The organism is Pseudomaricurvus hydrocarbonicus (assembly GCF_011602365.1).
GTDB classification, from domain to species: domain Bacteria; phylum Pseudomonadota; class Gammaproteobacteria; order Pseudomonadales; family Cellvibrionaceae; genus Pseudomaricurvus; species Pseudomaricurvus hydrocarbonicus.
Genome location: NZ_JAAONZ010000015.1, coordinates 29,059 through 53,561, shown reverse-complemented (window position 1 = coordinate 53,561; position 24,503 = coordinate 29,059). Strand labels below are relative to the sequence as shown.

Sequence of the window (24,503 nt, the reverse complement as noted above, 5' to 3'; positions counted from 1 at the left end):
AAATTGACACTCAACAGCAAAGAATGTTGCATAACTTCGAGCTGTTGAGTGACAGCGTCTGGCCAGCCATCCAGTAAATCATATATCATTAAGCCTAATACAATCTGCCCTCACTCTCGGGGATACACTGACTAATTTGGATCATGCACGATGACCACAGTTCTGGAATTGTTCTCCTTAAACCAGATTCAATCCCTGCACGGCGAGTCGCCCGCGCCACTCTACCATCAGCTGTATAGCCTGTTAAAAGGCGCCATTCTTAATGGCACCATTGCCAGCGGGGTACAAATGCCAACCGAGCAGCAGTTGGCAGAAGCCTTTGATGTCTCCCGCATAACCGCCAAACGTGCCATGGATGAGCTGGCGGCCGAAGCGCTGGTAGAGCGTCGTCGCGGCAAGGGCACGCACGTCATTCACGAGTACAAACCGAAACCGGTTAAGGCGCCCCTGGTGGGAATGCTGCAGGACTTGGAAAGCATGGGTCGACAAACCCATGTCAAAGTTCTGCTGTGTGAAAAAAAGGCCCCGCCGACACACATTCGTGAATTAATGCAGGTGCCTGAGGGTGAGGACGTGTATCACATGATTCGGGTACGTTCCAAGGATGGCGAACCTTTTGGTTACTACACCAGTTGGACGCAGGGCCTGACCTCGCGCATCACCGCGTCGCAAGTGAAGAAAAAAACCCGTCTGGAGCTGTTCCGTGAACAGGGCATACATTTGACGCATGTGACCCAGACCATCAGCGCTGTCGCCGCCGATGAAGAACTGGCCCGCGAACTGAAGACTGAGGTCGGCGCCCCGCTGATCAGCCTCACCCGTCACTCTTATTCCGGCACCGACCCTGAAGTTCTGGTGGATTATATGCAATTGTATTACCACCCGGATCGCTTTCAGTACCGCATGGACCTGGAGCTCGAAAAATAACACCATTGAGCTGTTAGCTCTAACCGTCAGAAATCAATACACCCATTGCGGTTATTGCTTTCTGCTGTGTTTCAAATGGTCGGTGACCTTCTCGGTGAGCATTAATCCCCGTGTGGAGTGCCGGCACCTGGCAATGTTTCCAAACACTTGCCATGACTGCACCTCGCCATGAATATTTATTTAAATAAAGCGCTCTGCACGAACCTCCGTATAGCTCGATGTTGGAAACCAGCGGGTCACCGTCCTGGTCAAATGATTCGATCCACTTAACAACAAGTCTTTGGACTTAATGGCCGCTTCGACACTCGTGTCCCCCATCCAGAGCTCTGCCATAACGGCAAGTGGAGCAGACAGATAGACATCCACTTCCCGCCCCGGATCCTCATTGCACAGATCCACCATGTCATGACTGGCGATCAACCACCACTTTGTATCATCAACCATGACACAGAATACCGTTTCACCTTCCGGCAACTCATCGATTTTAAGCGTGCGATGAAAATCCCACATAAAACTGCCGGCATCGAGATCGGCATTGCAGAGGTGATCCCTTGCCCACCGCAATCCCCACCGGGCCAGACCGTCAATCACCGGCCCCAGCTCCCGACCACACCTGGTCAGGCGATACTCGACATTCTTTTGCCCCACGGCGGATTTACGCACAATCAGGCCGCAATTTTCCAGATGTTTTAGACGTTTACTGAGCACCGTGGGTGAAATACGTGGCATCGCGCGTTGAAACTGATTGTAGCGGTACGAGCCAAAGAACAACTCGCGCAAGATAAGCAGCGTCCACTTGTCGCCGACGATATCCAGCGCCTTGACCGTGGGGCATAAGCTACCGGGTGTATTCATTGTCATGTGTCCTACTGACGGTGTTTAGTGCCTAGTGTTTAGTGACTAACTCTCTAACTACATTCACTGACTGGGTCTGGTTACTACGTTTTACGTAGTGGCTGGCTACATGTAAGTGAGTGAGTTACTACAGCTGGTGCACTGCTTCCCTCTCGGCCACTGCGATACTCTGAAGCTGATACTTTCTTTGGAGGATAATGTCATGAACCCTACGAATAACTTTATAGCACTTGCCGAACACTCCACTACCGTCTCCATGAATGAGCGTCAGACCCCACTGACAGACACCTACCGCAATGGCACGGAAGGTGCGAAAGAAGCGTTGGTGGTGGATTTTGCGACCACCTCCTGCGGTAAGAGTCCCGCCTCTTCCCCGTTGTACTCAGAAGTCATGCTCACCAAGCACATGCCGTATTCCGTCCCCGTGGGGGTACACTCCGCCGTCGGCGGTGAATGTGACTTCCCCACCCCCGGCGATATTTTGTGTGGCGCACTGTCTGCCTGCATGGATACCACAATCCGCATCATCGCCAACAAACTGGGCATCAAACTCACCACTTTGGCCGTCTCGGTAGCGGGAACCGTGGATGTGCGCGGTACCTTGCGGTTGGATAAGGGCACACCGGTTGGCTTTCAGACCTTCGACATCACAGTGGATATTGAAGCAACTAACGCCGATGAAAAGCTCATTGAGGTGTTGATAAATGCAGCAGAGTACAGCTGTATTATTCTGCAAACCTTAAGAAACCCACCCTCAACGACCCTGCGAACCCAAATTCGCTGTGGGGATGAAAGGGCTGTGTCGTCACAAGTCAGTGAAGCCACCGTGTAATATGTAAATTGCCGGCTTCCGATAACGGTTCACTTGAGCCATCTAAACGCCGCAAGACGGACAATTAACCCGGAGAAAAGACACGTCCTTTGAGGAGGTGTCTTTTCATGTTTTGATATCGAACGCCTCGGTATGGCTTCACAAGGCAAGAAGGGTGTTTGTATTTTATCTATAGCCCAGCCGAATCAATGTGAGGGGTTTCAAGAAAGAATTTTTGCATTGGCCAGGTCTCGCTTGAACTTCGACACCACCGCAAACGCTTCCAGCATCACCAGCACGCTGACAATGAGCACAATAGCGTCCAGAAAAACCAGCAAATAATTACCGTCCAGATAATATTCCTTCAGTTTGATCAGCCCGGCAAAAAACGCCATCACCAACACAAAGACCATGGGCACCATGGTGTAAATCGCTGGCCGATGCATTTTTATGAGCATGACTGAAATCACCAGTAACGTCAGGCTGGCGAGTATCTGGTTGGTCGAGCCAAACAAGGGCCAGATGATCATACCGCCACTGCCGGAAGAACCGCCCGCTCCGAACGCCAGCAGCAAGCAGCAGCCAACGGCAATAAAAGTCGCCAAGGAGCCGTTTTTCAAAACCTGCAGGTCATAGATGTCGCCCCACTCCTGAATGATGTAGCGCTGCAACCGCACACCGGAGTCCATGGTGGTACCGGCAAACAACACCACCATGACCGCGAGAATGGTGGAGGAGAATTCCACCGGTAAACCCCAGCCCTTCTCGATCAGGTTGGCGCCACCGGTAATAAACGCCGCGACGCTGCCATCACCCAGATGGCTGTATATCTCATGCCATTCTTCCGGGGTTGCTGCCAGAGCAACCCCACTCACCGCCACAATGGTGATTAACGCCAAAGAGCCTTCGCCAATGGCGCCAAGATAGCCCACAAAGCGGGCATCAGGCTCCTTGGCCAGTTGTTTGGAGCTGGTACCGGATGCCACGATGCCATGAAAACCGGAGACCGCCCCGCAGGCGATGGTAACGAACAGCAGCGGAATGATGGAGGGAGTATCGATGGCTTTCTGGGTGTTAAAGGCCGGCGCCGTGATGTCTGGCATCGACAGGAATACCGCACCATAGAGCAATAACAAGCCCACCAGCAGTTGCATACCGTTAATAAAGTCCCGCGGCTGTAACAGCATCCACACCGGCAGCAGTGAGGCAATAGCGGCGTAAATAAACAGGATGATGATCCAGTTAGCGTTGGCGGTGAGGCCAAATAAATTTTCCGGCAAGCTGATGGGGATATAGCTGCCAGCGTAGACCGTGATGTACAGCACCAGAATGCCGACGATACACAAGGGGATCAGACTGAAATTGCGGCGCAACAACTGGCCGATGATCAAGGCCACAACGATGGCCATCCAGGCGGGGAAGACCGAATTCGGTTGATTGACAAAAGCATTGGCAATGACGACCCCAAACACCGCATTGACCATCAACAGAACCAGAAAGATCACCACCATAAACAGGCTGCGCGTGCGCGAACCAATGACGCTCTGTGAGAGCGCGCCTATGGATTTGCCTTTGTGGCGGGTACTGGCCCAAAGGGCACCGGTGTCATGCACACCGGCAAAGAAAATGGTACCGAACACCACCCACAACACGGCCGGCACCCACCCCCAATAGACCGCAATGGCCGGCCCGACGATGGGCGCGGCTCCCGCCACCGAGGTAAAGTGATGGCCCCAGAGCACAATTTTGTTGGTGGGCACAAAATCCCTGCCGTCGTTAAATTCTTCAGCCGGGGTGGTAAAGTTGGGATCCAGTCGATAAATCTTTTCTGCGATAAACTTCGAGTACAAAAACCAGCCCAACAACATGCCGATAATACCGAGGATGACGATTGCCACAGATTGCATAAGAGTACCTGCACAGGCTGGTTAATTTATCATTGTTAGCCGTCTGCTCTTTGGCAGCCAGAACCATTCTTACTAGTCTAGTGCTTGCTGACTGATTATGTCGATTTCAGTATCAATTCTGGTACTTTCACTACACTCATTGTCATTAAAAATAAATTTATTATAAAAAACGCTATTAAAAACCCCCAATCGAACACAGGGCTGTCGATTTCACCTGCGTATCCGTACCGCTTATCAAGCTCCTGTATTTGGGCGTTTGGGGTGCCTGCCATGGTGGCGCTACTGTTGTCAGGCTCCGGCCTGACGGTGGTCATCATCTTAATAATGGATGGTTAACCAGTACCGCAACGCCTTCATTGAGCAACACGGCTGGGCGATGCCAGTGGTGGCGGAAACCTACGACGGCCCGACCAATGATATCTGCGGTTTTCATGTAAAAGCCGAGCAGGTTCACGCGGCATTGAACGGTGCCACTGACGGGCCGGTTGCCGAAGGTAATGTCGGTGGTGGTACCGGCATGCAAACCTATGAATTCAAAGGTGGCACCGGCACCAGCTCACGAGTCATAGCAATTAATGGTGAGCGCTTCACCGTGGGCGTATTGGTACAGTCCAATTTCGGCATGCGCAGTGAACTGAATATTTTGGGTGTCCCCGTCGGTGAGCATTTGACGGAGAATGCCTGGCTGTCAGAAGTCATGGGGCACGATCAGGGTTCGATTGTCGTCAACATCGCCACCGATTTACCGCTGAACCCTACCCAGTTGTCACGTCTGGCCAAGCGCGGGGCGATGGGCATCGCTCGCACGGGATCACCCGGCGGTCACTACTCCGGCGATCTGGTGCTGGCCTTCTCCGTTGCCAACCCGATCGACGTACCGCCCCCGGGGGCTCATCAGCCAACCAGCTTCAGCATCGACACCCTCAACGATACTCACTGTGACCTGATGCATACCGCCGCTGTGCAGGCCGTTGAAGAAGCCATCATCAACGCCATGATGGCGGCGGAAACCTTACCGGTCGTGAAGCCCGCAGGCTATACCCTGCCAGCCATTGATCACAAGGACTTGACAGCATTGATGGCAAAATATGGGCGTTTGTAACACCGTATGGGTTTAACGGCCCCCAGTCTTGATCCCACACAAGTCGCTGATACCCGGTCTGTCCCTGGACTGGGTATCAGCATTTTTACCAACATCCCCCTTAAACAGTAGTTCCCCCTTCCCTGCCGTATTTCAGGCAAGTTTTGTTTTTTCGGTTAGAGTGGCGGTTAGGGTGGCATCGGGTAAAGACTTTAACTGCCCAATAATGACCAACATCCCCACCAAAATTAACAGCGTGGTGCCGGGTGCTGGTACCTCTGCCGCAGCAACCGCACGGTTATCCCGTTCCAGCGTTTCAAAGTAATTGATAAAGGCCTGATACAAGGGCATGGGGATGTCCATTTCACCATTAAGCAAGTCACTGGCGATATTGCTGACATCATCCATCGTGAGCCCATACATCGACAGTAAGTCCTGCTCACTCTCGGTTAATTCGCCCCTCATAATCCTCAAGAGATCCTGGTGGGTGCGGGTATTTCCTAAGGTTGATCCTTCCTCCTCAAGGCCGGCAAACAGATCGGGCAGTACCTGTTGCTGGGTTAAAGCAGCCGATGCCCCCGTAGCTGTATTCCCAGGCACGGTGACCTGTTTTTCATTCTTTGGCGGGGCATCAATTAACTTGGCGTCAACCTTTCCAGAAACACACACCAAGGCTGTCAAAGTATAAAAAAGCAGATGGGTTTTATTAGACATTCGCATCACACAACTCCACATTCCATCGTTGGAAGCAGGGGGCCAAGCGTGGTGTTCTTGAGAACCACAGATCCCCGAACGCTCGAGAATATTTCGACCCTGTTATTATGCTTCTGAGTGAAATAATCCCAGAAGGGTATCTACACCACCATTATGGGTTGAAGCAAACGCAGTGCGCATCACCCATGTGGGTAGTCTTTACCCCGAAAATCACTATTGTTCAGTGCGAATCAGATTTACAGCCAGCTCTACCTGGCTTTTAAATCCCGTTTTTTTGAAGATGTTTTTCAAATGGCTCCTGACGGTGTTCGCGGTGATGCACATGGCGTTTGCCACAGACACAGCGTCACCATTGTTGCACAAGGCAATACAGACTTTAGCTTCGGCTCGCGTCAGGGCATACCTCGACATCAGATAGTCCACGGGCAGTACACCGTTATCGGGGCTGCGTTTTAGTGACAACATCCAGCGTCGGCCCTGAGTGGCACCAGCCCCTCTTGATGACACCCGGCTTACCTCAATCTCCCAGATGGGATTGATTCTGGACGGGTTGAATCGGGCACCGTCGCCTACTTGTGCGGTCGTCAAAATGGACCACCATTTCTCAAAGGTCGCACGTTCATGAGCCGTTTCACCAAATAGAAAACGATTGGAATTGCCCGACAGACTGTTGGTCGACGAAATGAGCGCTTTGGCAGAAGCGTTGAGAAAATGAATGTTCAACGTGTCATCCACCAGCACAATGGCTTGCGGTACCCGCTCAATGGCTTGCTCGAAGACCAGCCGATTGCCTTCGGAATCGGTCAGTAACTCCAGAATATGGATGGCCCTGGCCATGTGTCGTTGAAATAACTGAGCTCGTGCGAGATGCTGAGGTTGGTATTTTCCGGCCAGTTCATCGCGCGAACTGGTGAAGGTCAGCCACAGCTGGGCGTTACCGGCGACCACCCACCCCATGGAGCGGCGGATGCCCAAAGGATGAATAACGGTCTTGTAATAGTCGGTTTTTTGAAATTCCTCATAGGGCATGACATCGTCTGAAATCAATACCTTGCCGGCCATGAGATCTTTAAGACCGGCGGTAATCAAGGGATTGTCAAGCGACCCGAATTCATGCGAGTAGTTATCGAACAGCTCTTGGGCGACCGATTCCATGTCCGGGGGAGAGGTGAACACTTCGAAGCCGGAGGGCGTTTCCGCAATCGAGTCAAAGTGAAATATGGCGCCACCGATGTCGCCTTGAAGAGACAGAAAGGTTCTGGCCGCTTCCTTTAACGAACCCTCCTGAGTCGTGGCGGCATAGATCCCTTCAATAAGGTCAATGTCGCTGGCAATAAGCTCAGGATCGCTGGAGTTTGTCATAATCACATCCCTGTCAGGGTCTCATGTTGGGCATCCCTGTGACCGTAAACCCCTTGATCACGTATCCTTTGACTAAAAAATTATAGGGGGGACAGAAGAAGTTATCAAACGGTCGTCCAACAAAATTTCAGGATCACGAATATAGAGGCATTAGATGAGCTTCACCACTCCCAACAGCCAACAGCAGATACTGCCGTGTAATGCACCTCAACACCGCAGAGCCTTTCAGTACAACTCACTCATTCAGTTTCGTCGAGCCATCGACATCAGTACCTACGCCCGGATGAGCAATCGCGACTATATTAATGGTTAACCTCAGTTCATCGGCGGCTGGTCAGTTCGAATGGTGCTGGGCTGTAGGTTTTCGAATGGTGCTGAGCCGTAGGTTATTGTCTTAAAAGCCTTTGCAGGTTCTGCGCTCCGACAAAGCCGGAACCTTGTCCGAGGTGGAAAAAGTGAGTCATACTGGTTTTATTCACGATGATGAGCACCTGCCGTGATGAACAACACCAAACCATCATACCAGTCCAATTTTCGCTTTATCGCCGAACTTAATGAGTTTCTAAAGCCCACCTATCGACACCAGCGAATAGCCTACCGGTTTACACATTCTCTGGGCATAAAAGATCCCATCGAAGCGATGGGGGTTCCCCATACCGACGTTGAACAGATAGTGGTTGATGGTCGGGGCGTAACGTTCAGTTACCGGCTTTGTCACGGCGATCAGGTGACGGTCTACCCCGCCCTGGCAAACAGCGATATAAAGCCCCCCATACAACTTCGACCACCGCTGCACAAAGTCAGGTTTGTACTCGACGTTCATCTTGGCAAGCTCGCCAGAATACTGCGCATGCTGGGTTTCGATGCACTTTACAGCAATGCCTATGAAGACAGGGAGTTGGTGAATATTACCGAAGGCGAGCAGCGTATCTTATTAACTCGCGATCGCCGTTTACTGTTTCACCGGCGTGTGGTGTATGGTCACTATGTGCATCACTGTCACGCCGAGCAGCAAGCCCGGGAGGTCCTCAGACATTTCCAACTCAGTCACAACATCCACCCCTTTTCTCGCTGTACGCATTGCAACGGCAAACTGGCTGCTGTCGACAAGGACAGCATTCTGACACAGCTGGAACCGAAAACCATTCGTTACTATCAGAAGTTTTACCGCTGTCAGGGTTGCGGGCAGATTTACTGGAAAGGCAGTCATTTTGACGGTATTGCCGATAAATTCAGGACATTGGGACTAACCCCGCCGTAAACAGCCTGGCCATATCTGTGTTAACCCTATCCTGCAAAGCGACTCTGATTGCCTTATCCGGCTAAGCCTCGCCCTTCACACAAACATACACCGAATTCGTCGATTCGCAGTTCTGAAACGGATTGTAGAACGCCACCACATGGGATTCGACACTCGAAAACACCGTTTTCAACAAGGCCTCAAAACGCGCCTCCGGCAGGTTTTGTGACCACATGGCAAACACCCCCCCAGGCGTGAGTTGCTGCGCCATGAGCGCCAGGTTTTCGGTGGTGTAGAAGCCTGCGTTGGCGGCATTGAGGAATTCAGTGGGGGAATGATCAATATCCAAAAGGATCGCATCAAATTTTCGACCGCCGACTGTGGGGTCAAAGCCCGTGTCCGGGTCAGTGGCCAGATCAAAGAAACTGCCGAGAACATAACGATTGCGTGCATCGGCGTTGAGGATTTTCCCCAGCGGAACGCGCTCATCCTGGTGCCAGCCAATCACCGTGTCCAAGGCATCCACCACCAGCAACTCGGACACTCGCTCGTCTTCCAGGGCCGCGACGGCGGTATACCCCAGGCCCAACCCACCCACGACAACCTTAAGCTGATCGCCCTGCACGGCTGCCAGACCCAGCGTCGACAAGGCCTCTTCGGCCTCAACAAACATACTCGACATCAAAAATTCGTCGCCCAGCTTAACTTCATAGATGTCACGATCGCCAAACACGGGGATACGGCGTCTACGCAGGGATATCTCTCCCAGGGGAGAGTCCTGGCTATCAATTTCTTCGAACAATTTGGACACAGTGGTCACTTCCTAACGCAGTACAAGGCCGGGCATTATAGTACGCATAGATGCTGGATGCCCGGCTCTGACATTGTATTTCTGACATTGTATTATTGTCTGTAACCCGCGTTCCTCCGGTCACATCGAAGCTGCATGCCCTGATTTTCAAAAGCAACACCAGCCCCGCACCTAACCGGACGCCTCGGTCATCCAACCCGTCACTGGGTCTGAACCGACAGCACTTGATCACCCGGCAACAGGCCGGACATCACTTCCACCTTGCCTTGCGGGTAGGTTTTGCCGAGTCGAACATAACGACGCTCCACTCCTTGTTCGCCAGCGACCCACACCAGATCCAGTTGCCCCACCTGAGCAACACGCTCGGCGGGTATCAGCAGGATGTCAGCTTCCCCTGCTGGCACTTTCACACGCGCGTACATCCCCGGCAATAAGCCCGCTCCCTGCTCCAACCGACTCTTCACCAGAAAACTGCGCGAGCCGGGGTTGCCCGCCGGCACCAGTTCTTCGATGACGGCCGTCATTTCCTTGTTCAGTGCCGGAATGGTCACCGTGAGTGCCTGTCCCAGTGTCAGGGTCAGGGCCAACGCTTCACGCACATTGGCCTCTACCCGCAGGGAATTGGGATTGTAGAGCGACAGCAGCTTCATACCCGGCTGCACGGTATCACCCGGCTCGGCAAATCGATCAACAATGCGTCCCTGGATCGGCGCCCGCACGCTGGCATAGTCAAGAGCGGCTTGCGCTGCCTGCAGCCCCTGTTGAGCACTGTCGAGACCAGCCACCAGGGTATCGTGGTTCGCCTGGGCTTTATCCAGATCGGCCTGGGCGAGAATACCTCGATCGCGCAGGGTTTGGGCCCGGTTAAGGGCCTGCCTGGCTTCGGTCAGGCGAGCACTGGCCGACTGCACATTCGCCCGGGCCTGGGACACGCGCGAGAGCAGATCGCTCTGCTCCAGCTCCACCAGCAACTGGCCCTCTTCCACCGAATCACCAGCGCGTACATGCACGTTCACAATACGCGCCAGCAGGCGAGAAGAAATCAACGTCGCCTGCTTGGCCTCCACCGACGCCGGTACGGCCTCAAACAATTCGATTGTTTGCGCTTCCACCGGCACCCCACCTTTTGCTGTGACAACGGGCTGCGGTTGCAGGCCAGGCTCTATGGCGTCGTTAAAAACGCCGGCCATCCACGCCACCATCAACAGCAACATCAGAATCGCCAACAAAGGGAAAAGCCATCGGGTCAGTGATTTCATGAGTCTGTCCTCAGGGGTGGCGTTTGATCAAAAACCAGCAGGTAAACCACCGGCACAACCAGCAAGGTGAATAAAGTCGAGGCCACAATGCCAAAAATAATCGCCAGCGCCAGGCCACTGAACACTGGATCCAGCGTGATCACCAGGTTGCCCAGCAGAGTGGTGCCGGCAGTGAGCAAAATCGGCCGCATGCGAATCGCACCGGCGTGCAACAGCGCGTCAGGGATACTCGCGCCGCGCTCACGCTCCTGGGTGATAAACTCCACCATAATCAGCGAGTTGCGCACCACAATACCCGCCAGGGCAATCATGCCGATCATGGCGGTTGCCGTGAACAGTACCGGATCGGGTGCACCTGCCACTTGCCGCTCGCCAATCTGGTTGAGCAACCAGAAACCGGGCATGATGCCAATGATGGTCAGAGGAATGGCCGACATAATAATTAGCGCCAGACTGGTGGAGGACGTCTGCAACTTCAACACAAAAAAGATGCCCACCAGTGCAAACAAAAAGGCCAGGCCCATATCGCGAAACACATCCACGGTGATTTGCCACTCGCCCTCGCCGGTCCAACCGATGCTGATGTCATCGGGCAACTGCCAGCCGTCGCCAGCGCCAGACCCCAAAAAAGTGTTGAGGAAAGTGCGGTCCTGCCAGTCACTGAGGTCATTCTCGCCACTGTTGCCACCAGCTGGCTGACCAAGATCGGCGTTGATGTCGGCAATCACTTCCGCCGGTGTGCGACCAGACAGCTCGGCCATGACATACACCACCGGTTTCAGGTCTTTGCGCTGAATGGTCTGGTCGGCGGGCAGCGACTGGAAAGAGCCCAGCTCACCCAGAGCCACCAGCGGTTGCGGTGCGATTTCGAGCCCGCTGTTACTGCTCTGCTTGACGATTCCCGGCTGGCCACGAACCTGCAGGCGCTGCAGGTCGTGCACGGAGGTACGCTGTTGCGGCGGCAGACGCACCTGTAACGGCAATGGCTTCGCCTCCTGCTCCAATTGCAGAAAGCCAGCCCCGACACCGTAATTGGCCATCAGCAGTGCCTGGTTGATGTCCGCGGTCGAAATCCCGGACAGTGCGGCCTTTTGTTTGTCCGTTATAAAGCGCAGGCGCTGGTGCTCTGCCTCGACGCTGCTGTCCACCTCGACCACAAACGGCTCTCGCTGCAATCGCGCCATAACTGTGGCTGCAGCCGCCTGCATCTCCGGGTACGGGGTCAGCTCACTGCCATAGACTTCAACCACCAGCGTACTCAATACCGGCGGCCCCGGCGGCACTTCCACCACCTTAATGGATACCCCGTCAGCCGCCATTGATGACAGGTGTTGACGCAATCGCAACACCACGCTGTGAGACTGGTGCTGGCGCTCACTCTTGTCCACCAGGGTGACCCGCAGGTCCGCCATGTGCGGTGCCTGGCGCTGGTAGTAATGTCGCACCATACCGTTGAAATCGATGGGCGATGGTACCCCCACATAAGCTGCCACCGCCTTGACTTCGTTAAACTGACGCACCCGTGCTGACACTTTTCCAGCGATGGCTGCAGTGTGTTCAAGGGAGGCCCCTTCAGGCATATCGATGACCACCTGGAGTTCGTTTTTGTTGTCGAACGGCAGCAATTTCAGCGGTACCAGTCGCAACAGTGGCAACAATGCTGCAACCACAAACAAGACCGCCACTCCCCACAGCAACAACTTGGCGCGGCCGCGGCTGGCCAGGATCGGCGTCATCATGCGGCGGTAGAACGCCGGCAGGCCACCGCGCCCTTGCTCATTCACTACGGTAGCGCCGGACAACAGTTTCATCGCCAGCCAGGGCGTCACCACAAAAGCCACCACCGTACTGGTGATCACACTCACCGGAACATTAAAAGCCATGGGTGCCATGTAGGGACCCATCATGCCGGTTATGAACGCCAGCGGAATAAACGCCAGCACAATCGTCAGTGTCGACATCACCAGCGGGGTGCGAATTTCACTGATGGCGGCGACGATTTTTTCTTTCAGCGAGCCACCGCGCTCGCGCATAAACCGTTCGATGTTATCGACCCCGGTAATGGGGTCATCCACCAGCAAGCCAAGGGAGAGAATCAGCGCAAACAGTGTGACGCGGTTGATGGTGTAACCGAAGGCCATGTCCAGCGCCAACGTGACACCGTAACTGATGGGCACGGCAACGCCCACCACCACCGCCGGACGCCAGCCGAGGAACACGGCGATAAACACCACCACGGTAAACACCGCAAAACCCAGACTCTGGGCCAGGTTATTGACCTTTTCATTGGCGGTTGCACCGTAGTCGCGAATCACTTCCAGATGAATATCGGATGGCAGGAATTCGGTCTGCAAGCGCGCCATCATCGTGTGGATGTCTTTGGCCATGCTGACCGCATTGCTGCCCCGCTGCTTGGCGACACTGAGCGTGACCATGGGCAAACCTTGCCCGCCCACATGTCCCTCATTCCTTTCATTACCTACTACATTCCTCTCATTACCTACTGGAGGAGGCTCGGCAAAGTCGATCCAGGTGTAACTGTCGGGCTCGGCCGGACCATCCACAATTTCGGCCACCTCGCGCAACAGCACCGGCTGGCCGTCCACCACATTGATCACCGACTGACGCAACTCGTCAACCGAGCGAATAAAATCTCCGCTCTCCAATTGCAGGCTTTCATTACCCAGCGTCCAGTTGCCGCCAGACAGCAACTGATTGGACACCTGCAGCGCATTGAGAATATCGCCAACGGTGCTGGCGCGAGCCGCCAGGCTTTCCGGATCCGGCAGGATACGAATGGTGCGCGGTCGGCCGCCCACCACATTCACCTCGCTGGTGTCGGGTACCGACTGCAAAAAGGTCGACACCTCGTCCGCCACCCGTCGCAATTCATAGTCACTGGTGCGATCGGGGTCACTGCTCCACAGGGCCAGCAACAGGATAGGCACATCGTCCACCTCCACCGGGCTCACCTGCCAGCGACTCACCACTGCTGGCACGCGCTGCTGATTGGAATAGAGTTTGTTGTAGGTATTGAGCAGTGAGGTCTCCCGGTCCTCGCCGACGTAAAAGCGCAAGGTCGCGGTGGTGCGGCCGGTCATGGTGGTGGAATACACATTCTCCACCCCCGGGATCTGGGCCAGCAGTTTTTCCAGCGGAATGGTCACCTGCCGCTCCACCTGAGAGGCGGACAAGCCGGGCGCCTCCACCAACACATCCACCATAGGCACGACAATTTGCGGTTCTTCTTCTCGCGGGGTAAAAGTCAGAGCCAGGGCGCCAAGCCCCAGTGACAGGAGCAGCAACATCAGCGGCAGACCGCCTGAGAGGCTGTAGCGAACCAGTGATTCCAGGGGGGATGCCGGTTTCATAGCGCCTGTGCTTTTGAGGAGTGATTAAAAAAGGATAAGTCAGACTCAGAGAAGACACAACACAAGTATCCTCCTGTCCTTCTTTTTATGTCCAACTCACTCTATGGACCCGCCAGACAATAGGCGCTTTATTCTTGCTCGCGGCTGTCCTTATTTTTTTAACCACTGTACAGTCATTAGCCTTCAAATTGTTGAAAGCCGTCAGATAATTTTGAAGCGCCATTTTGGGAGAGAAGTGAGAAGAAGACAGCGAGATAAAAGGACAGTCACGATTCCTAAACGCATAAAATCGACACTTTAAACTGGACTCCCCAGCACAATAGCCAGAACAGGTTAAGCGATATCCGCCGTTTGTTCTCTTCTTGTTCTCTTGATTGCTGTTAAACTGGGCAGCCGCTGTTAAACTGGACAGCCACTAAGCCAAGTATAAGCCCCCTTGATGACTGCCGAGAGCACTGAGACTGCAGCACCAGAATTATCCGCCAGGCGTTCAGCGGAGCCCGTCGCCACACGCACGATGCTGATCACCCTGTGGCAGTTTATCCGCCCCTACAAGGCCGTGCTGGCAGGCGCAGGGATTGCCCTGGTGCTTACCGCCGCCATCACATTATCGATTGGGCAGGGCGTCAAGTTACTGGTTGATGATGGTTTTGCAAAAGGCTCCAGTGCAGCACTGCTAGAGAGCGTGATGGTTATTATGTGCCTGGCCGTGCTGATGGCGGTGGGTACCTACACCCGGTTTTATTTAGTCTCCTGGCTGGGAGAGCGTGTCGTTGCAGATCTACGCAAAGCCATCTTCGATCACATCGTCACGCTGCACCCGAGCTTTTTTGAGACCAATCGCAGCGGTGAAATCATGTCGCGCCTCACCACCGATACCAGTTTATTGCAAAACATCATCGGTTCGTCCTTTTCCATGGCCTTGCGCAGTACCTTAACGTTTATTGGCGCACTCATATTGCTAATAGTCACCAACCTCAAACTCAGCTTAATCGTGTTATTGGGTGTCCCCATGGTGCTGCTGCCGATCCTGCTCTACGGTCGCCGGGTCAGAAAACTCTCCAAAGCCAGCCAGGATTCTATCGCCGATGTCGGCAGCTATGCCGGTGAAATCATTCAAAACATCAAAACCGTTCAAAGTTACACTCGCGAAAACCACGAGCAGCAAGCGTTCGGCAGAGAAGTCGAAACGGCATTCAAGATAGCCAAACACCGTGTCCGTCAACGAGCGCTGTTAATTGCGGTTGTCATTCTACTGATGTTTGGGGCCATCAGTGGCCTGTTGTGGGTTGGCGGCAACGACATGATTGCCGGACGCATCAGCGGTGGTGACCTGGCTGCGTTTGTCTTCTACGCGATTATGATGGGTTCGGCTGTGGCGACCATCTCAGAGGTTTACGGTGAGTTACAGCGTGCCACCGGCGCCACTGAACGGCTGGTGGAATTACTGCAGGTAGAATCCCTGATCCCGGCCAATATTGGCGACCTCAGTGATCGCACCGCGGCGCCTGAATCAAACACTTTGCTGGCCTTCGAGCAGGTGACTTTCTATTACCCGTCGCGACCCGCGCACGCAGCCCTGCAGGGAATAAACCTCAACATCGAAACAGGTCAAAGCCTGGCCCTGGTAGGCCCGTCAGGCGCTGGAAAATCCACCCTGTTTGAACTGCTACAGCGTTTTTACGACCCGCAAAGTGGGCGCATCACCCTTGATGGCAAAGACATTCGCGAACTCAATATTACTTCACTGCGCCAACAATTTGCGGTCGTTCCTCAGCAGCCGGCATTGTTTTCCGCCGACGTCTGGTACAACCTGCGCTATGGTAAACCCGATGCCAGCGATGCAGAAGTCATCGCCGCGGCCAAGGCCGCACACGCCCACGACTTTATCGAACGTTTGCCCGATGGCTACGCCAGTCACCTGGGTGAACAGGGTACCCGCCTGTCCGGTGGCCAAAAGCAACGCCTCGCGATCGCCCGCGCCATTCTGAATGACCCCAGAATTTTACTGCTGGATGAAGCCACCAGCGCCCTTGATTCCGAAAGTGAATACCATGTTCAGCAAGCGCTAAAAACGCTGATGCACGATCGAACCACGATCATTATCGCCCATCGTCTGGCCACCATTCTGCATGTCGATCGCATTGCCGTATTCGATCAGGGCCAGCTGGTTGCGCAAGGCAAACATGCGGAGCTGATTGAAACATCGCCACTATACAAGCGGCTGGCGGATTTACAATTTCGGGAAACCACACGCTAGCCATCAAGGCAGTTACCCTGAATGCGGCGGTGGCGCTGAAATCCATGCCGCTCACCGGGTGAGTTGGGAAGTTGGGAAGTACGCAGATTTTATCGTGCTTGACGCAAATCCGTTTGAGATTCCTGTGTCCGGGATTGGTGACATCAAAGTAAAAGTGACAGTTTTTAACGGTGACCAGGTCTTTCAGCAACCCTAGGATAGGCTGCACGGATAAGTGTGTTGCATAAGGACATAATAAAATCAGCCATCTATCCCCCCCCCCCCACAAAGCCTGATCCAGACTGGGTCAGGCTTTGATTGGGAAAATCATGGTCACAGCACTGTTGGGTGCCCTGTGTTCAGTCACCATGACCCCAGCGATTGGGGGCCAAACGACAAGGCTTATGCTCGGGCGGTCGCCAGACCTGCTCGTCTGCGAGGCCGGTATTGCAATACTGCAATCGCCAAAAGCCCGGTTACCAATAAAAGCCACGTCGCCGGGCTGGGCACTTCATTAACCGAATCCGGGAAGGGGTTTTCAATGGCCATAAACTCGGCCAGTGCACCGTTGGTGTGCCCTAGATTGATGCCCGCGAATAATGGTCCGCTGCTCGTATGCGTACAGTTTCCCTCGTTAGGCCCTCCAGGCACCAGCCCTCGACAATAGACGTCATTGATAAACAGCGGGCCATCACTGAGTCTCACCGAGTCCGTGCCAAATAGCGGATCGGGATTTTCCAGAAGCAGCGAAAACGATCCCCCAAAGGGTCCGTCCAACCCGCTCAGGGAAAAGCTGAAGATATTATTCAGCAGCGGGTCGTCGAGGTTGACGGCGAAGATGTTCGGGTAGCTGCCCGGGAAGGGGTTAGCAGGATTAGCCGCGTAATTCCCCAACACACTGCCGGGCCCGAAATCAAAAATAATATCAAAAATTCGGCAGTCCGTTCCGGAGCAAAACCCATCGTCGGTATTGCCAGCTTTATCTTCGTACAAAACTTTGAACGACGTGCCGTCGTTATACCCCCCACCGTAACTGAAAAAGCCGGCGTGTACACCAGTGCTCACTCCCATGAAGACAACCAGAGCCAAAATCCAGTGGATCTTATTCATTGCGTTCCCTCATTGTTTGAATAAATCGTACGTTGTTAATTCACACCCTCCGCAGCTTTGTGACCTTTTCCATACCGTCTTACAACCAGTCCATCCGCATTTAGAACCATGTGCCATGCAACAACCAACATAAGGCAATATTTGCGCCACCCTTTTAAAATCAATAACTTAGAAAATCAACAAGGCGACACTGTAAAATTTATTGACACTTTTAAGTTATGAACAGGGTTAATTCCATGCTTATTAATAACAGTATAAAAAGCCCTGCGTATATACAGCAGGCCGTTTATAACTCTGCTTCAATCCTTAGGAAGTATAGACACCAAAATAACCTTATCCAGCTAAAGCAGATGACTTTCAAATTTCGAGATGGATGGCCATCAAGACTTACGCTGCAGATTGACTTATCGCTTCTTAGTGATGGGTTGCTATGAATGACATCGGGCTATTGGGCACATGACGCTGTGGGTCAACGAGCCCTGATTTCTGGGAGAATCCGAGCAGATAACTCAAGGGATTCGGCAGGTTTAACGGTGAAGAAACTATTTTCCGGATGCCTTCAAATCTTCTTCGACGAAGCGTAACAAGGCTTCAAGTAACGCTTCACGGGGATAGTCGTTTTGATCAACAAAAGTAGAACCAATAATGGGATGTGAGCGTGCGATGGGTACGGATATGGCCCAATGATCCGCATTGACATAACCTAGCAATGCACTGCCGGGAATGACTTGATCATAAAACAATAGCTGACCGTCATTACGCGCATCGATGCGACTTAATTTTTTATAGCTGGGCTTAAGGATGGAAGAAATACGATCGGGTTTGGGGTGCGTCACCAGTGAATAATACGAAATATCCTCAGGTAAAATATGCATGGCCAACTACTTTTTTCGCACAATCGGGCGCAGACTTTCAACCACCCCGCCGCCATCAATGTCACACTGTGCACCTGGCCAGTGTCGCAGCAATTCAGCTTGTGATTGTTTGGCATGATTTGCCAACGGCGAGCCACCAATCGCACCGGCCACGCTGATAACAGCGGCGATTCTCGAATGTATCTCCGGATAAGCTACCACGGCCTGAAGGATATCGGGAGCGCCCTTGGAGTAACCTATTAACACCAGGTTGCGCTGTGTTGTTGCTTGCATGTCCATGATGGCATCACGGATTAGGCGTGCATTTTTGGGTGTGCTGGACAGAGAGCCAACCTGGGACATTCTCAGGTCGTAGCCGAACTGCTGAACATGTTCGACGACACTCTGATTGATATCCAACCAGCTGGAAAAGCAATGCCAACCCAGCCCAGGAACGATAACCGCCACCAGCGGTCGTCTCCCATGGCCGAGAGCGACTGTTCTTCCTGTGCCTTCTGGTTCATCGCCGATACGCGTCAGCGCCTCGTCACAAGGGCGGAAATCGGGTAATTTTGTGCCCCGCGCCCGGAGAATACTGCAAAAGATTTCACGGAAACGTCCACGCTTGTCCACCACACCTGCCTGTGTGGCTGGTATCAGGATGTAAGGTGGTGACTCTTCAGTGTAGGGTTCCAGTGGTACCGTTGTGCAGGCATTCAGCAACACGCTGATGATGACCGTCAGCGCTGGCAAAAGTGTACTGCGACGATGACTGGCTGAATCAATCAACGATTTTGGCCTTCTGTTAATTTTCAGCTGCGGCACTTTTTTCACGCAGCTTGGTCGCTGGATACCAATCCAACATTTCTACTTCCGACCTTGCCTGTGGGCGTGTGACGAAAAACATGACAACACCGATGCCATCGGTGTTGTAACCCAGTTCATCAAAGTATATGCGCTTGTTCGCGTTAAGGGCATCTGGAACAATCCCCCTGGTACGGTTCGCTCGGTAAAATGTCAGGAGAGACACGCGTTTAAAGTCCACACAGCTGCCGAGGATTCTCAAACGGTTAAACATTCCTGCCGCCCCATAGCGGATCCAAAGCCACCACGTTGCCAGGTTCGTGCCTTGAGGCTTTCGAAATCGGCCTGGATTGACCGTTAAAGGGCGTCTTTATATGCCCCCACTTTATACGCTCGACGTTAAAACTTTAAACCCGGAGAACTAAAGCAACTCACGCGGCTGAATCAGCCAGACACACAGCGCCGCGATCAATGCCGGTATTGCAAAGATGACAAACAACACTGGCATGGAGAGCCCCAGCCCCATCAATAGCCCAGCCAACATGGGACTGATCACCGCCCCGGCACGACCAAGGCCCGCCGACCAACCCAAGCCCGTGCTGCGCACCTGGGCAGGGTAGATCACCAACACAATACTATAGAGATTGGAAAACGCCCCCATCAGCGTGATCCCGATCAGAAACAACATCGTCAGTACCAGGAGATAGGGCACCGCCCCCAGATTACTTGCCATGCTACCGACGACAAAAATGCAAAGCATGCCAAGCGTAAAACCGCTGGCGATAAGTTTGTTCAGGGGGATTTTTTTCGCCATGTAACCAATCAGTATGGTGCCGATGATGGAGCCGAAAGGAATAGCCGCGGTTGCCTGAATCGCCTTTTCCTGTGGCAGTCCGGCGTTGGTCAACACCTGAGGCATCCAGCTGCTGATAAAGTAGACCACCACAAAACCGGTAAAGAAAGCACTCCAGGACAACAGTGTGGCCATACGCCTGTGTGGGGATAACAGAGACACCACCGTGGCCCTTTCCGCTTGGGCAGTGACACTCATGGCGGGCAATTGTTGCACCGGTGCCTGGCCGATATACGCCAGAATCTGATTGACCTTGGCCAGCGCCGTTTCAGGGTGTCGCTTGATGGTAAAAGCGATGGATTCAGGCACCAACAAGTACATCAGCCCCCCCAAGGCCAGTGTGATCAGGCCGGCGTATAAAAATATCCCCTGCCACCCCAGGCTACTAATCAACGCCGCCGTAATCAGGCCGCCGGCCACCGCACCAGCAGAAGCCCCCGCCACCAATACCGAAATAATCAAGACCCGATGCCGTAGCGGACTGAACTCGCCCATCTGTGGTGTCAGCGACGCCACCAGCACCCCCAACGCCAAACCCGCCACGGCCCGCAACAACACCAGCTCCCACACCGTCGAGGTAAAGACAATCGCGCTGGTCGCCAACCCCGCCACCAGCAGGCTGCCACTGACCGTAATGCGTCGCCCATAGCAATCCGCCAGCCATGACAGAAACATCGCCCCCAGCGTCATACCCAGTACCCCGGCGCTGAGAACGATCCCCATTTTTTCGGTGGAGATACCCCAGTCTTCGCTGATGGCCGGCGCCGCATAGGCGATCACCACAATATCAAAACCCTCAATCATGCTGGCTAGCAACCCCAGCAGCAAAATCATCCATTGCATGGGCGTGATATTGGATTCGTGCAGAACTTCGATGGAGGCCGGTGCTTGCTCAACGGACATGATAAAGGGTCTCTACTGATATTTATTTAGACAACAGTGTTGCTTTGTTTTAAGGATCATACCGTGTAACAGAAACCACTGCTACATCAGTCCCCTACCGACTGTACTTCGGGACAGGTCATGCCAGCCCCAGCACCCTGTTGATTGCATTTGTCACTCCCGTACCATGCGCATACACTATGCGCCTGAAAAGAACGGAGCGAAGGCCACATGAAGTCATGTGAAGAACACACTGAATAATGGTTGAAGCCCAATAAAAAGGGACTCAGAGCGTATAATGAGCTCGCAGTGGCGCATGTAGAGGGTTCCAGTGCGCCAATTTACCCTTGACGTATATACCGACAAAACCACAAAAAAGCTAACCCGTACTTTTTAGATGTTCAGGTAGACCTGGTCTTTTTACTGAACGCCAGAGTCGCCATCGCAGCTTGCTGGACCGGAGTTTCCATCAATATGCCAGGCGTCTGTTTCATGAGTTTTTACCGGCAGGCATCGACTCCCTTACTCATCCGTATACATCTCATCGGCGTTAAATAATGTCAGCTTCAATATCAAACACCAAAGGCTCTGTATTTGCGCCTCTGCGAATCACCGCTTTTCAACGTATTTGGACTACCAGCATTCTCTCGAATTTTGGTCAGTTAATTTTGGGGGTCGGTGTTGCCTGGGAAATGACCCGCCTCACAGATTCATCAACCATGGTGGCCCTGGTGCAAACAGCTTTAGCGTTGCCTTTGATGTTTATTTCCCTGCCTGCGGGTGCCATAGCCGATATGTATGACCGTAGAAAAGTGGCCATGTCCGGTCTCGGCATTGCCGTCTTTTTTGCTGTCATTCTGACACTATTGGCCTTTTACCAGCTCACAACCCCCTGGGTGTTGCTGGTTTTTTGCTCATTAATCAGTGTTGGCGCGGGCTTTTACTACCCCGCCTGGAGCTCTTCCATTGGTGAGCAGGTGCCCACCAGCGCATTACCTGCGGCCATTGCCCTGAATTCAATCAGCTATAACGTGGCGCGCAGTTTTGGACCTGCAGTCGGGGGTTTTATCCTCGTCGCAGCCGGCGCCCAGGCAGCCTTTAGCGTAACGGCGCTGGCATACTTGCCACTGATATTGGCTTTTTATTTATGGAAGCGAGGGCAAGTTCCTTCGCGCCTGCCCCCGGAGCGTATCACCAGAGCCATCGTTTCGGGTGTGCGCTACGCACTGCACTCCAGCCCTATCCGCATCGTCCTGGTTCGAATTTGTATTTTCACTTTTGGCAGCGTCACTGCGACAGCGGGGGCCCTGGCGCCACTGATCACCAAAAACATGTTGCAAGGCGATGCCGGTACGTTTGGTATCTTGCTGGGTGCCACCGGCGTTGGGGCTGTTTTCGGCGCATTGATGGTGAGCAAACTCAATGACAAATTTACCACAGAGCAAGTGGTCTCTGGCGTATCTGTCGTGGGCGGGGTAGCCCTGATCAGCATGGGCTTCAGTCACTGGCTGACACTCACCTGCCTGCTGATGTTTATCGCCGGGGCCAGCACGATGATCGCTATTTCGCTGATGAACATTGTCGTTCAATTATCAGCACCGCGCTGGGTGATAGCCCGCTCACTGTCTCTTTTCACATCATTTCTGACCGCTGGCATCGCTTTCGGGTCCTGGTGCTGGGGGACTATCGCCGATCACTGGTCGATCGAAATAGCGCTTATTGCCGCCGGCATATACGTGCTGACCCTGCCAGTGTTTGCCCTGATATTACCCCTCCCAAATCCAAACACTGTGGGTTCAGAGACAGTCGACCTGACCAATGAACCGGAGATAGAGCTGCCGATCACCATGCGTTCAGGACCTATTGTTATCGACATTGAATATCGGGTAGATCCCGATAATGCCCGCGACTACTACGACGCCATGCAACAAGTGCGACGGGTGCGCCTGCGCAATGGTGGATTCAACTGGTCAATCAGCCGTGATATTGGCGATCCGGCCCAGTGGACCGAGCGCTTTCACTTCCCGGCCTGGGGTGATTATCTGCGCATGCGGGATCGCTCTACCCAGTCGGACATAGACGCCCAACGGATTGCGGATCAATATCTCATGCCCGGCGCGGTCAAACGTATTCGGCGCGGCCTGGAACGGCCCTTTGGCTCGGTACGCTGGAAAGTATCCACCCCGGATACCCAACAGGATTCTTCGGTGTATATCGGCTCCTAGGCGGGTCAACGTAGATCGTTACGATTATGGCCAGAGGACAATTTACACCGGCTCATGCGCACCCGGCACCCAACAGTGAGCACCCACACACCTGCCCGGTATCGCGGAATGCACATTGATATCAATGTGGGGGTTAAGACGGTTTATCAAGATCGTTTATAAAGATAGTTATCCGGTAACCCCAACCGCCGGCAAGCGTGCACTGCAGGACTGGCTTTAATCACCAGCCGATCTGCAAGGCGGCCCGTCCATCGCACCAAATCCAGCTGCCAGTCTTTCAGCTGCCAACGGGCACCCAGCTTCAGAAATCGCCGGGTTTCGGCGGGCAGGATACCCACGGCGGCGCGCACCAGCAGGTGCTGATAGGGTCGAAGGAAAAAGGGCAGGATCGGCGTCTGCAACATCAACTGCAGAAATTCTTCGATAACGTCTGTGGGCTGCAGCTTTGGGCGCATGGCCTTGAACAGTTCCTCCTGCCCCGCCACCGAAGCTGGCGCCCCCACGGCCCCGTACAATCTGGCGGCAATAGCTCCTTCCCGGTAAACGGCGTCCTTGTCGGCAGCCGGGAGGGCTTTAACCAGATGGCAGTAGGCTTCCAGAAAACCGAAACTGGCAGTGACCTGCACCCAGTTGAGCAACTCCTCGTCGTTCGCGTTGTAGGCCTGCCCCGCCGCGGTCACACCGGAGATGTTGCCGTGCAACCGGTGGATGCCGGCAATCATGGCCTCGGCTTTGGTGTGCGGCCCGTAAACGGTCACCATGGCAGCCAGCCCGGTGCGGCGCAAACGGCCAAGTGGATCGGTGCGGAAAGTGGTATTGTTCCAAACTCCGTCGCACACCCTCGGCTCCGCCAGCTCCAGAATCACCGCAGCAACACCGCCGACAAACATGGCGACCGGATTTTTGAAAACACGCCAGGTGACCGAATCGGCCGGCAACAAAGCCTCCTCGCCCGCGGGATGGAGAAAATCGAACCGCGCTCCTGTGCGCCCGGGCTTTTTGTCGGCCACAGATGCCTGCTGCTGACTCACATCGATCATGATCAGAATGGTCCGCGTAAGGTTATGCCATAGGTGCGCGAGCAGGATACATACGCACTGTAGTCTCCGGGATATAAAAGTGCCTGTCCCAGATATCTACGTTGATTTTCGGATCTACCTTTGAGAAGTACAGCAGTTCTCATCCAAAAAACAACTGC

General features: G+C 53.8%; 20 protein-coding genes. 7 read left to right on the top strand and 13 right to left on the bottom strand.

Annotated elements, in window-relative coordinates:
* Window positions 1–150 precede the first annotated feature (150 nt).
* Complete coding sequence (locus G8770_RS16840; protein ID WP_167189504.1) at window positions 151–927, top strand: GntR family transcriptional regulator; 777 nt, start codon at window positions 151–153, stop codon at window positions 925–927.
* A 180-nt stretch (window positions 928–1,107) separates the two neighbouring features.
* Here the strand turns inward: G8770_RS16840 and G8770_RS16835 are convergent, their stop codons facing one another.
* Window positions 1,108–1,782, bottom strand: a complete 675-nt coding sequence (locus tag G8770_RS16835; RefSeq protein WP_167189501.1) for a winged helix-turn-helix transcriptional regulator — start codon at window positions 1,780–1,782, stop codon at window positions 1,108–1,110.
* Window positions 1,783–1,984: 202 nt separating this feature from the next.
* Here G8770_RS16835 and G8770_RS16830 point away from each other — a divergent pair, with 202 nt between their 5' ends.
* Window positions 1,985–2,614, top strand: a complete 630-nt coding sequence (locus G8770_RS16830; protein WP_167189498.1) for an OsmC family protein — start codon at window positions 1,985–1,987, stop codon at window positions 2,612–2,614.
* A gap of 200 nt (window positions 2,615–2,814) precedes the next feature.
* Here G8770_RS16830 and G8770_RS16825 read toward each other — a convergent pair whose 3' ends face one another.
* Window positions 2,815–4,500, bottom strand: a complete 1,686-nt coding sequence (locus G8770_RS16825; RefSeq protein WP_167189495.1) for a carbon starvation CstA family protein — start codon at window positions 4,498–4,500, stop codon at window positions 2,815–2,817.
* A gap of 328 nt (window positions 4,501–4,828) precedes the next feature.
* On the opposite strand from G8770_RS16825, the gene G8770_RS16820 reads away from it, so the two are divergent.
* The gene (locus G8770_RS16820; protein ID WP_167189492.1) at window positions 4,829–5,602 is read left to right on the top strand and encodes a P1 family peptidase; all 774 of its coding nucleotides are present in this window, start codon (window positions 4,829–4,831) and stop codon (window positions 5,600–5,602) included.
* A 132-nt stretch (window positions 5,603–5,734) separates the two neighbouring features.
* On the opposite strand, the gene G8770_RS16815 is transcribed toward G8770_RS16820, so the two are convergent.
* Window positions 5,735–6,295 carry a hypothetical protein gene (locus tag G8770_RS16815; RefSeq protein WP_167189489.1) on the bottom strand — a complete coding sequence of 187 codons (561 nt, stop codon included), beginning with the start codon at window positions 6,293–6,295 and terminating at the stop codon, window positions 5,735–5,737.
* 213 nt (window positions 6,296–6,508) lie between these two features.
* On the bottom strand, window positions 6,509–7,657 hold the full coding sequence (locus G8770_RS16810; protein ID WP_167189487.1) for a helix-turn-helix transcriptional regulator: 1,149 nt from the start codon (window positions 7,655–7,657) through the stop codon (window positions 6,509–6,511).
* 154 nt (window positions 7,658–7,811) lie between these two features.
* Here G8770_RS16810 and G8770_RS16805 point away from each other — a divergent pair, with 154 nt between their 5' ends.
* Window positions 7,812–7,970 carry a hypothetical protein gene (locus tag G8770_RS16805; protein ID WP_167189484.1) on the top strand — a complete coding sequence of 53 codons (159 nt, stop codon included), beginning with the start codon at window positions 7,812–7,814 and terminating at the stop codon, window positions 7,968–7,970.
* 186 nt (window positions 7,971–8,156) lie between these two features.
* Window positions 8,157–8,918: a Mut7-C RNAse domain-containing protein gene (locus tag G8770_RS16800; RefSeq protein ID WP_167189481.1), complete on the top strand. Its 762-nt coding sequence runs from the start codon at window positions 8,157–8,159 to the stop codon at window positions 8,916–8,918.
* 61 nt (window positions 8,919–8,979) lie between these two features.
* Here G8770_RS16800 and G8770_RS16795 read toward each other — a convergent pair whose 3' ends face one another.
* From G8770_RS16795 to G8770_RS16785, 3 genes are all read right to left on the bottom strand, one after another.
* Window positions 8,980–9,708 carry a spermidine synthase family protein gene (locus G8770_RS16795; RefSeq protein ID WP_167189478.1) on the bottom strand — a complete coding sequence of 243 codons (729 nt, stop codon included), beginning with the start codon at window positions 9,706–9,708 and terminating at the stop codon, window positions 8,980–8,982.
* 200 nt (window positions 9,709–9,908) lie between these two features.
* A complete protein-coding gene (locus tag G8770_RS16790; protein ID WP_167189475.1) occupies window positions 9,909–10,967 on the bottom strand; it encodes an efflux RND transporter periplasmic adaptor subunit in 1,059 nt (352 codons plus the stop codon).
* A complete protein-coding gene (locus G8770_RS16785; protein WP_167189472.1) occupies window positions 10,964–14,338 on the bottom strand; it encodes an efflux RND transporter permease subunit in 3,375 nt (1,124 codons plus the stop codon). Before G8770_RS16785 ends, G8770_RS16790 begins: the two co-directional genes overlap by 4 nt.
* 517 nt (window positions 14,339–14,855) lie before the next feature.
* Between G8770_RS16785 and G8770_RS16780 the strand changes: the two genes are divergently transcribed.
* Entirely contained in the window at window positions 14,856–16,598 is a 1,743-nt protein-coding gene (locus G8770_RS16780; protein WP_243760546.1) for an ABC transporter transmembrane domain-containing protein, read from the top strand.
* 381 nt (window positions 16,599–16,979) lie between these two features.
* Here the strand turns inward: G8770_RS16780 and G8770_RS16775 are convergent, their stop codons facing one another.
* From G8770_RS16775 to G8770_RS16760, 5 genes are all read right to left on the bottom strand, one after another.
* Window positions 16,980–17,687 carry a hypothetical protein gene (locus G8770_RS16775; protein WP_167189469.1) on the bottom strand — a complete coding sequence of 236 codons (708 nt, stop codon included), beginning with the start codon at window positions 17,685–17,687 and terminating at the stop codon, window positions 16,980–16,982.
* A 542-nt stretch (window positions 17,688–18,229) separates the two neighbouring features.
* Window positions 18,230–18,562 carry a hypothetical protein gene (locus G8770_RS23920; RefSeq protein WP_208022321.1) on the bottom strand — a complete coding sequence of 111 codons (333 nt, stop codon included), beginning with the start codon at window positions 18,560–18,562 and terminating at the stop codon, window positions 18,230–18,232.
* 6 nt (window positions 18,563–18,568) lie between these two features.
* A complete protein-coding gene (locus G8770_RS16770) occupies window positions 18,569–19,330 on the bottom strand; it encodes an alpha/beta hydrolase family protein (protein WP_208022320.1) in 762 nt (253 codons plus the stop codon).
* Between the two features lie 16 nt (window positions 19,331–19,346).
* Window positions 19,347–19,619 (bottom strand): hypothetical protein, encoded by a 273-nt coding sequence (locus G8770_RS16765; protein WP_167189466.1) that lies wholly within the window; start codon window positions 19,617–19,619, stop codon window positions 19,347–19,349.
* A gap of 147 nt (window positions 19,620–19,766) precedes the next feature.
* Window positions 19,767–21,101 (bottom strand): MFS transporter, encoded by a 1,335-nt coding sequence (locus G8770_RS16760; protein WP_167189463.1) that lies wholly within the window; start codon window positions 21,099–21,101, stop codon window positions 19,767–19,769.
* Window positions 21,102–21,637: 536 nt separating this feature from the next.
* On the opposite strand from G8770_RS16760, the gene G8770_RS16755 reads away from it, so the two are divergent.
* A complete protein-coding gene (locus G8770_RS16755) occupies window positions 21,638–23,305 on the top strand; it encodes an MFS transporter (protein WP_167189461.1) in 1,668 nt (555 codons plus the stop codon).
* Window positions 23,306–23,451: 146 nt separating this feature from the next.
* On the opposite strand, the gene G8770_RS16750 is transcribed toward G8770_RS16755, so the two are convergent.
* Window positions 23,452–24,345, bottom strand: a complete 894-nt coding sequence (locus G8770_RS16750) for an oxygenase MpaB family protein (protein ID WP_167189457.1) — start codon at window positions 24,343–24,345, stop codon at window positions 23,452–23,454.
* Between the last annotated feature and the right edge of the window lie 158 nt (window positions 24,346–24,503).

What these genes read in the sequence shown, in the direction of transcription:
- G8770_RS16840 (WP_167189504.1), top strand. Translation starts at nt 151, where the DNA reads ATGACCACAGTTCTGGAATTGTTCTCCTTAAACCAGATTCAATCCCTG.
- G8770_RS16835 (WP_167189501.1), bottom strand. Translation starts at nt 1,782, where the DNA reads ATGAATACACCCGGTAGCTTATGCCCCACGGTCAAGGCGCTGGATATC.
- G8770_RS16830 (WP_167189498.1), top strand. Translation starts at nt 1,985, where the DNA reads ATGAACCCTACGAATAACTTTATAGCACTTGCCGAACACTCCACTACC.
- G8770_RS16825 (WP_167189495.1), bottom strand. Translation starts at nt 4,500, where the DNA reads ATGCAATCTGTGGCAATCGTCATCCTCGGTATTATCGGCATGTTGTTG.
- G8770_RS16820 (WP_167189492.1), top strand. Translation starts at nt 4,829, where the DNA reads ATGGTTAACCAGTACCGCAACGCCTTCATTGAGCAACACGGCTGGGCG.
- G8770_RS16815 (WP_167189489.1), bottom strand. Translation starts at nt 6,295, where the DNA reads ATGTCTAATAAAACCCATCTGCTTTTTTATACTTTGACAGCCTTGGTG.
- G8770_RS16810 (WP_167189487.1), bottom strand. Translation starts at nt 7,657, where the DNA reads ATGACAAACTCCAGCGATCCTGAGCTTATTGCCAGCGACATTGACCTT.
- G8770_RS16805 (WP_167189484.1), top strand. Translation starts at nt 7,812, where the DNA reads ATGAGCTTCACCACTCCCAACAGCCAACAGCAGATACTGCCGTGTAAT.
- G8770_RS16800 (WP_167189481.1), top strand. Translation starts at nt 8,157, where the DNA reads ATGAACAACACCAAACCATCATACCAGTCCAATTTTCGCTTTATCGCC.
- G8770_RS16790 (WP_167189475.1), bottom strand. Translation starts at nt 10,967, where the DNA reads ATGAAATCACTGACCCGATGGCTTTTCCCTTTGTTGGCGATTCTGATG.
- G8770_RS16785 (WP_167189472.1), bottom strand. Translation starts at nt 14,338, where the DNA reads ATGAAACCGGCATCCCCCCTGGAATCACTGGTTCGCTACAGCCTCTCA.
- G8770_RS16780 (WP_243760546.1), top strand. Translation starts at nt 14,856, where the DNA reads ATGCTGATCACCCTGTGGCAGTTTATCCGCCCCTACAAGGCCGTGCTG.
- G8770_RS16775 (WP_167189469.1), bottom strand. Translation starts at nt 17,687, where the DNA reads ATGAATAAGATCCACTGGATTTTGGCTCTGGTTGTCTTCATGGGAGTG.
- G8770_RS23920 (WP_208022321.1), bottom strand. Translation starts at nt 18,562, where the DNA reads ATGCATATTTTACCTGAGGATATTTCGTATTATTCACTGGTGACGCAC.
- G8770_RS16765 (WP_167189466.1), bottom strand. Translation starts at nt 19,619, where the DNA reads ATGTTTAACCGTTTGAGAATCCTCGGCAGCTGTGTGGACTTTAAACGC.
- G8770_RS16760 (WP_167189463.1), bottom strand. Translation starts at nt 21,101, where the DNA reads ATGTCCGTTGAGCAAGCACCGGCCTCCATCGAAGTTCTGCACGAATCC.
- G8770_RS16755 (WP_167189461.1), top strand. Translation starts at nt 21,638, where the DNA reads ATGTCAGCTTCAATATCAAACACCAAAGGCTCTGTATTTGCGCCTCTG.
- G8770_RS16750 (WP_167189457.1), bottom strand. Translation starts at nt 24,345, where the DNA reads ATGATCGATGTGAGTCAGCAGCAGGCATCTGTGGCCGACAAAAAGCCC.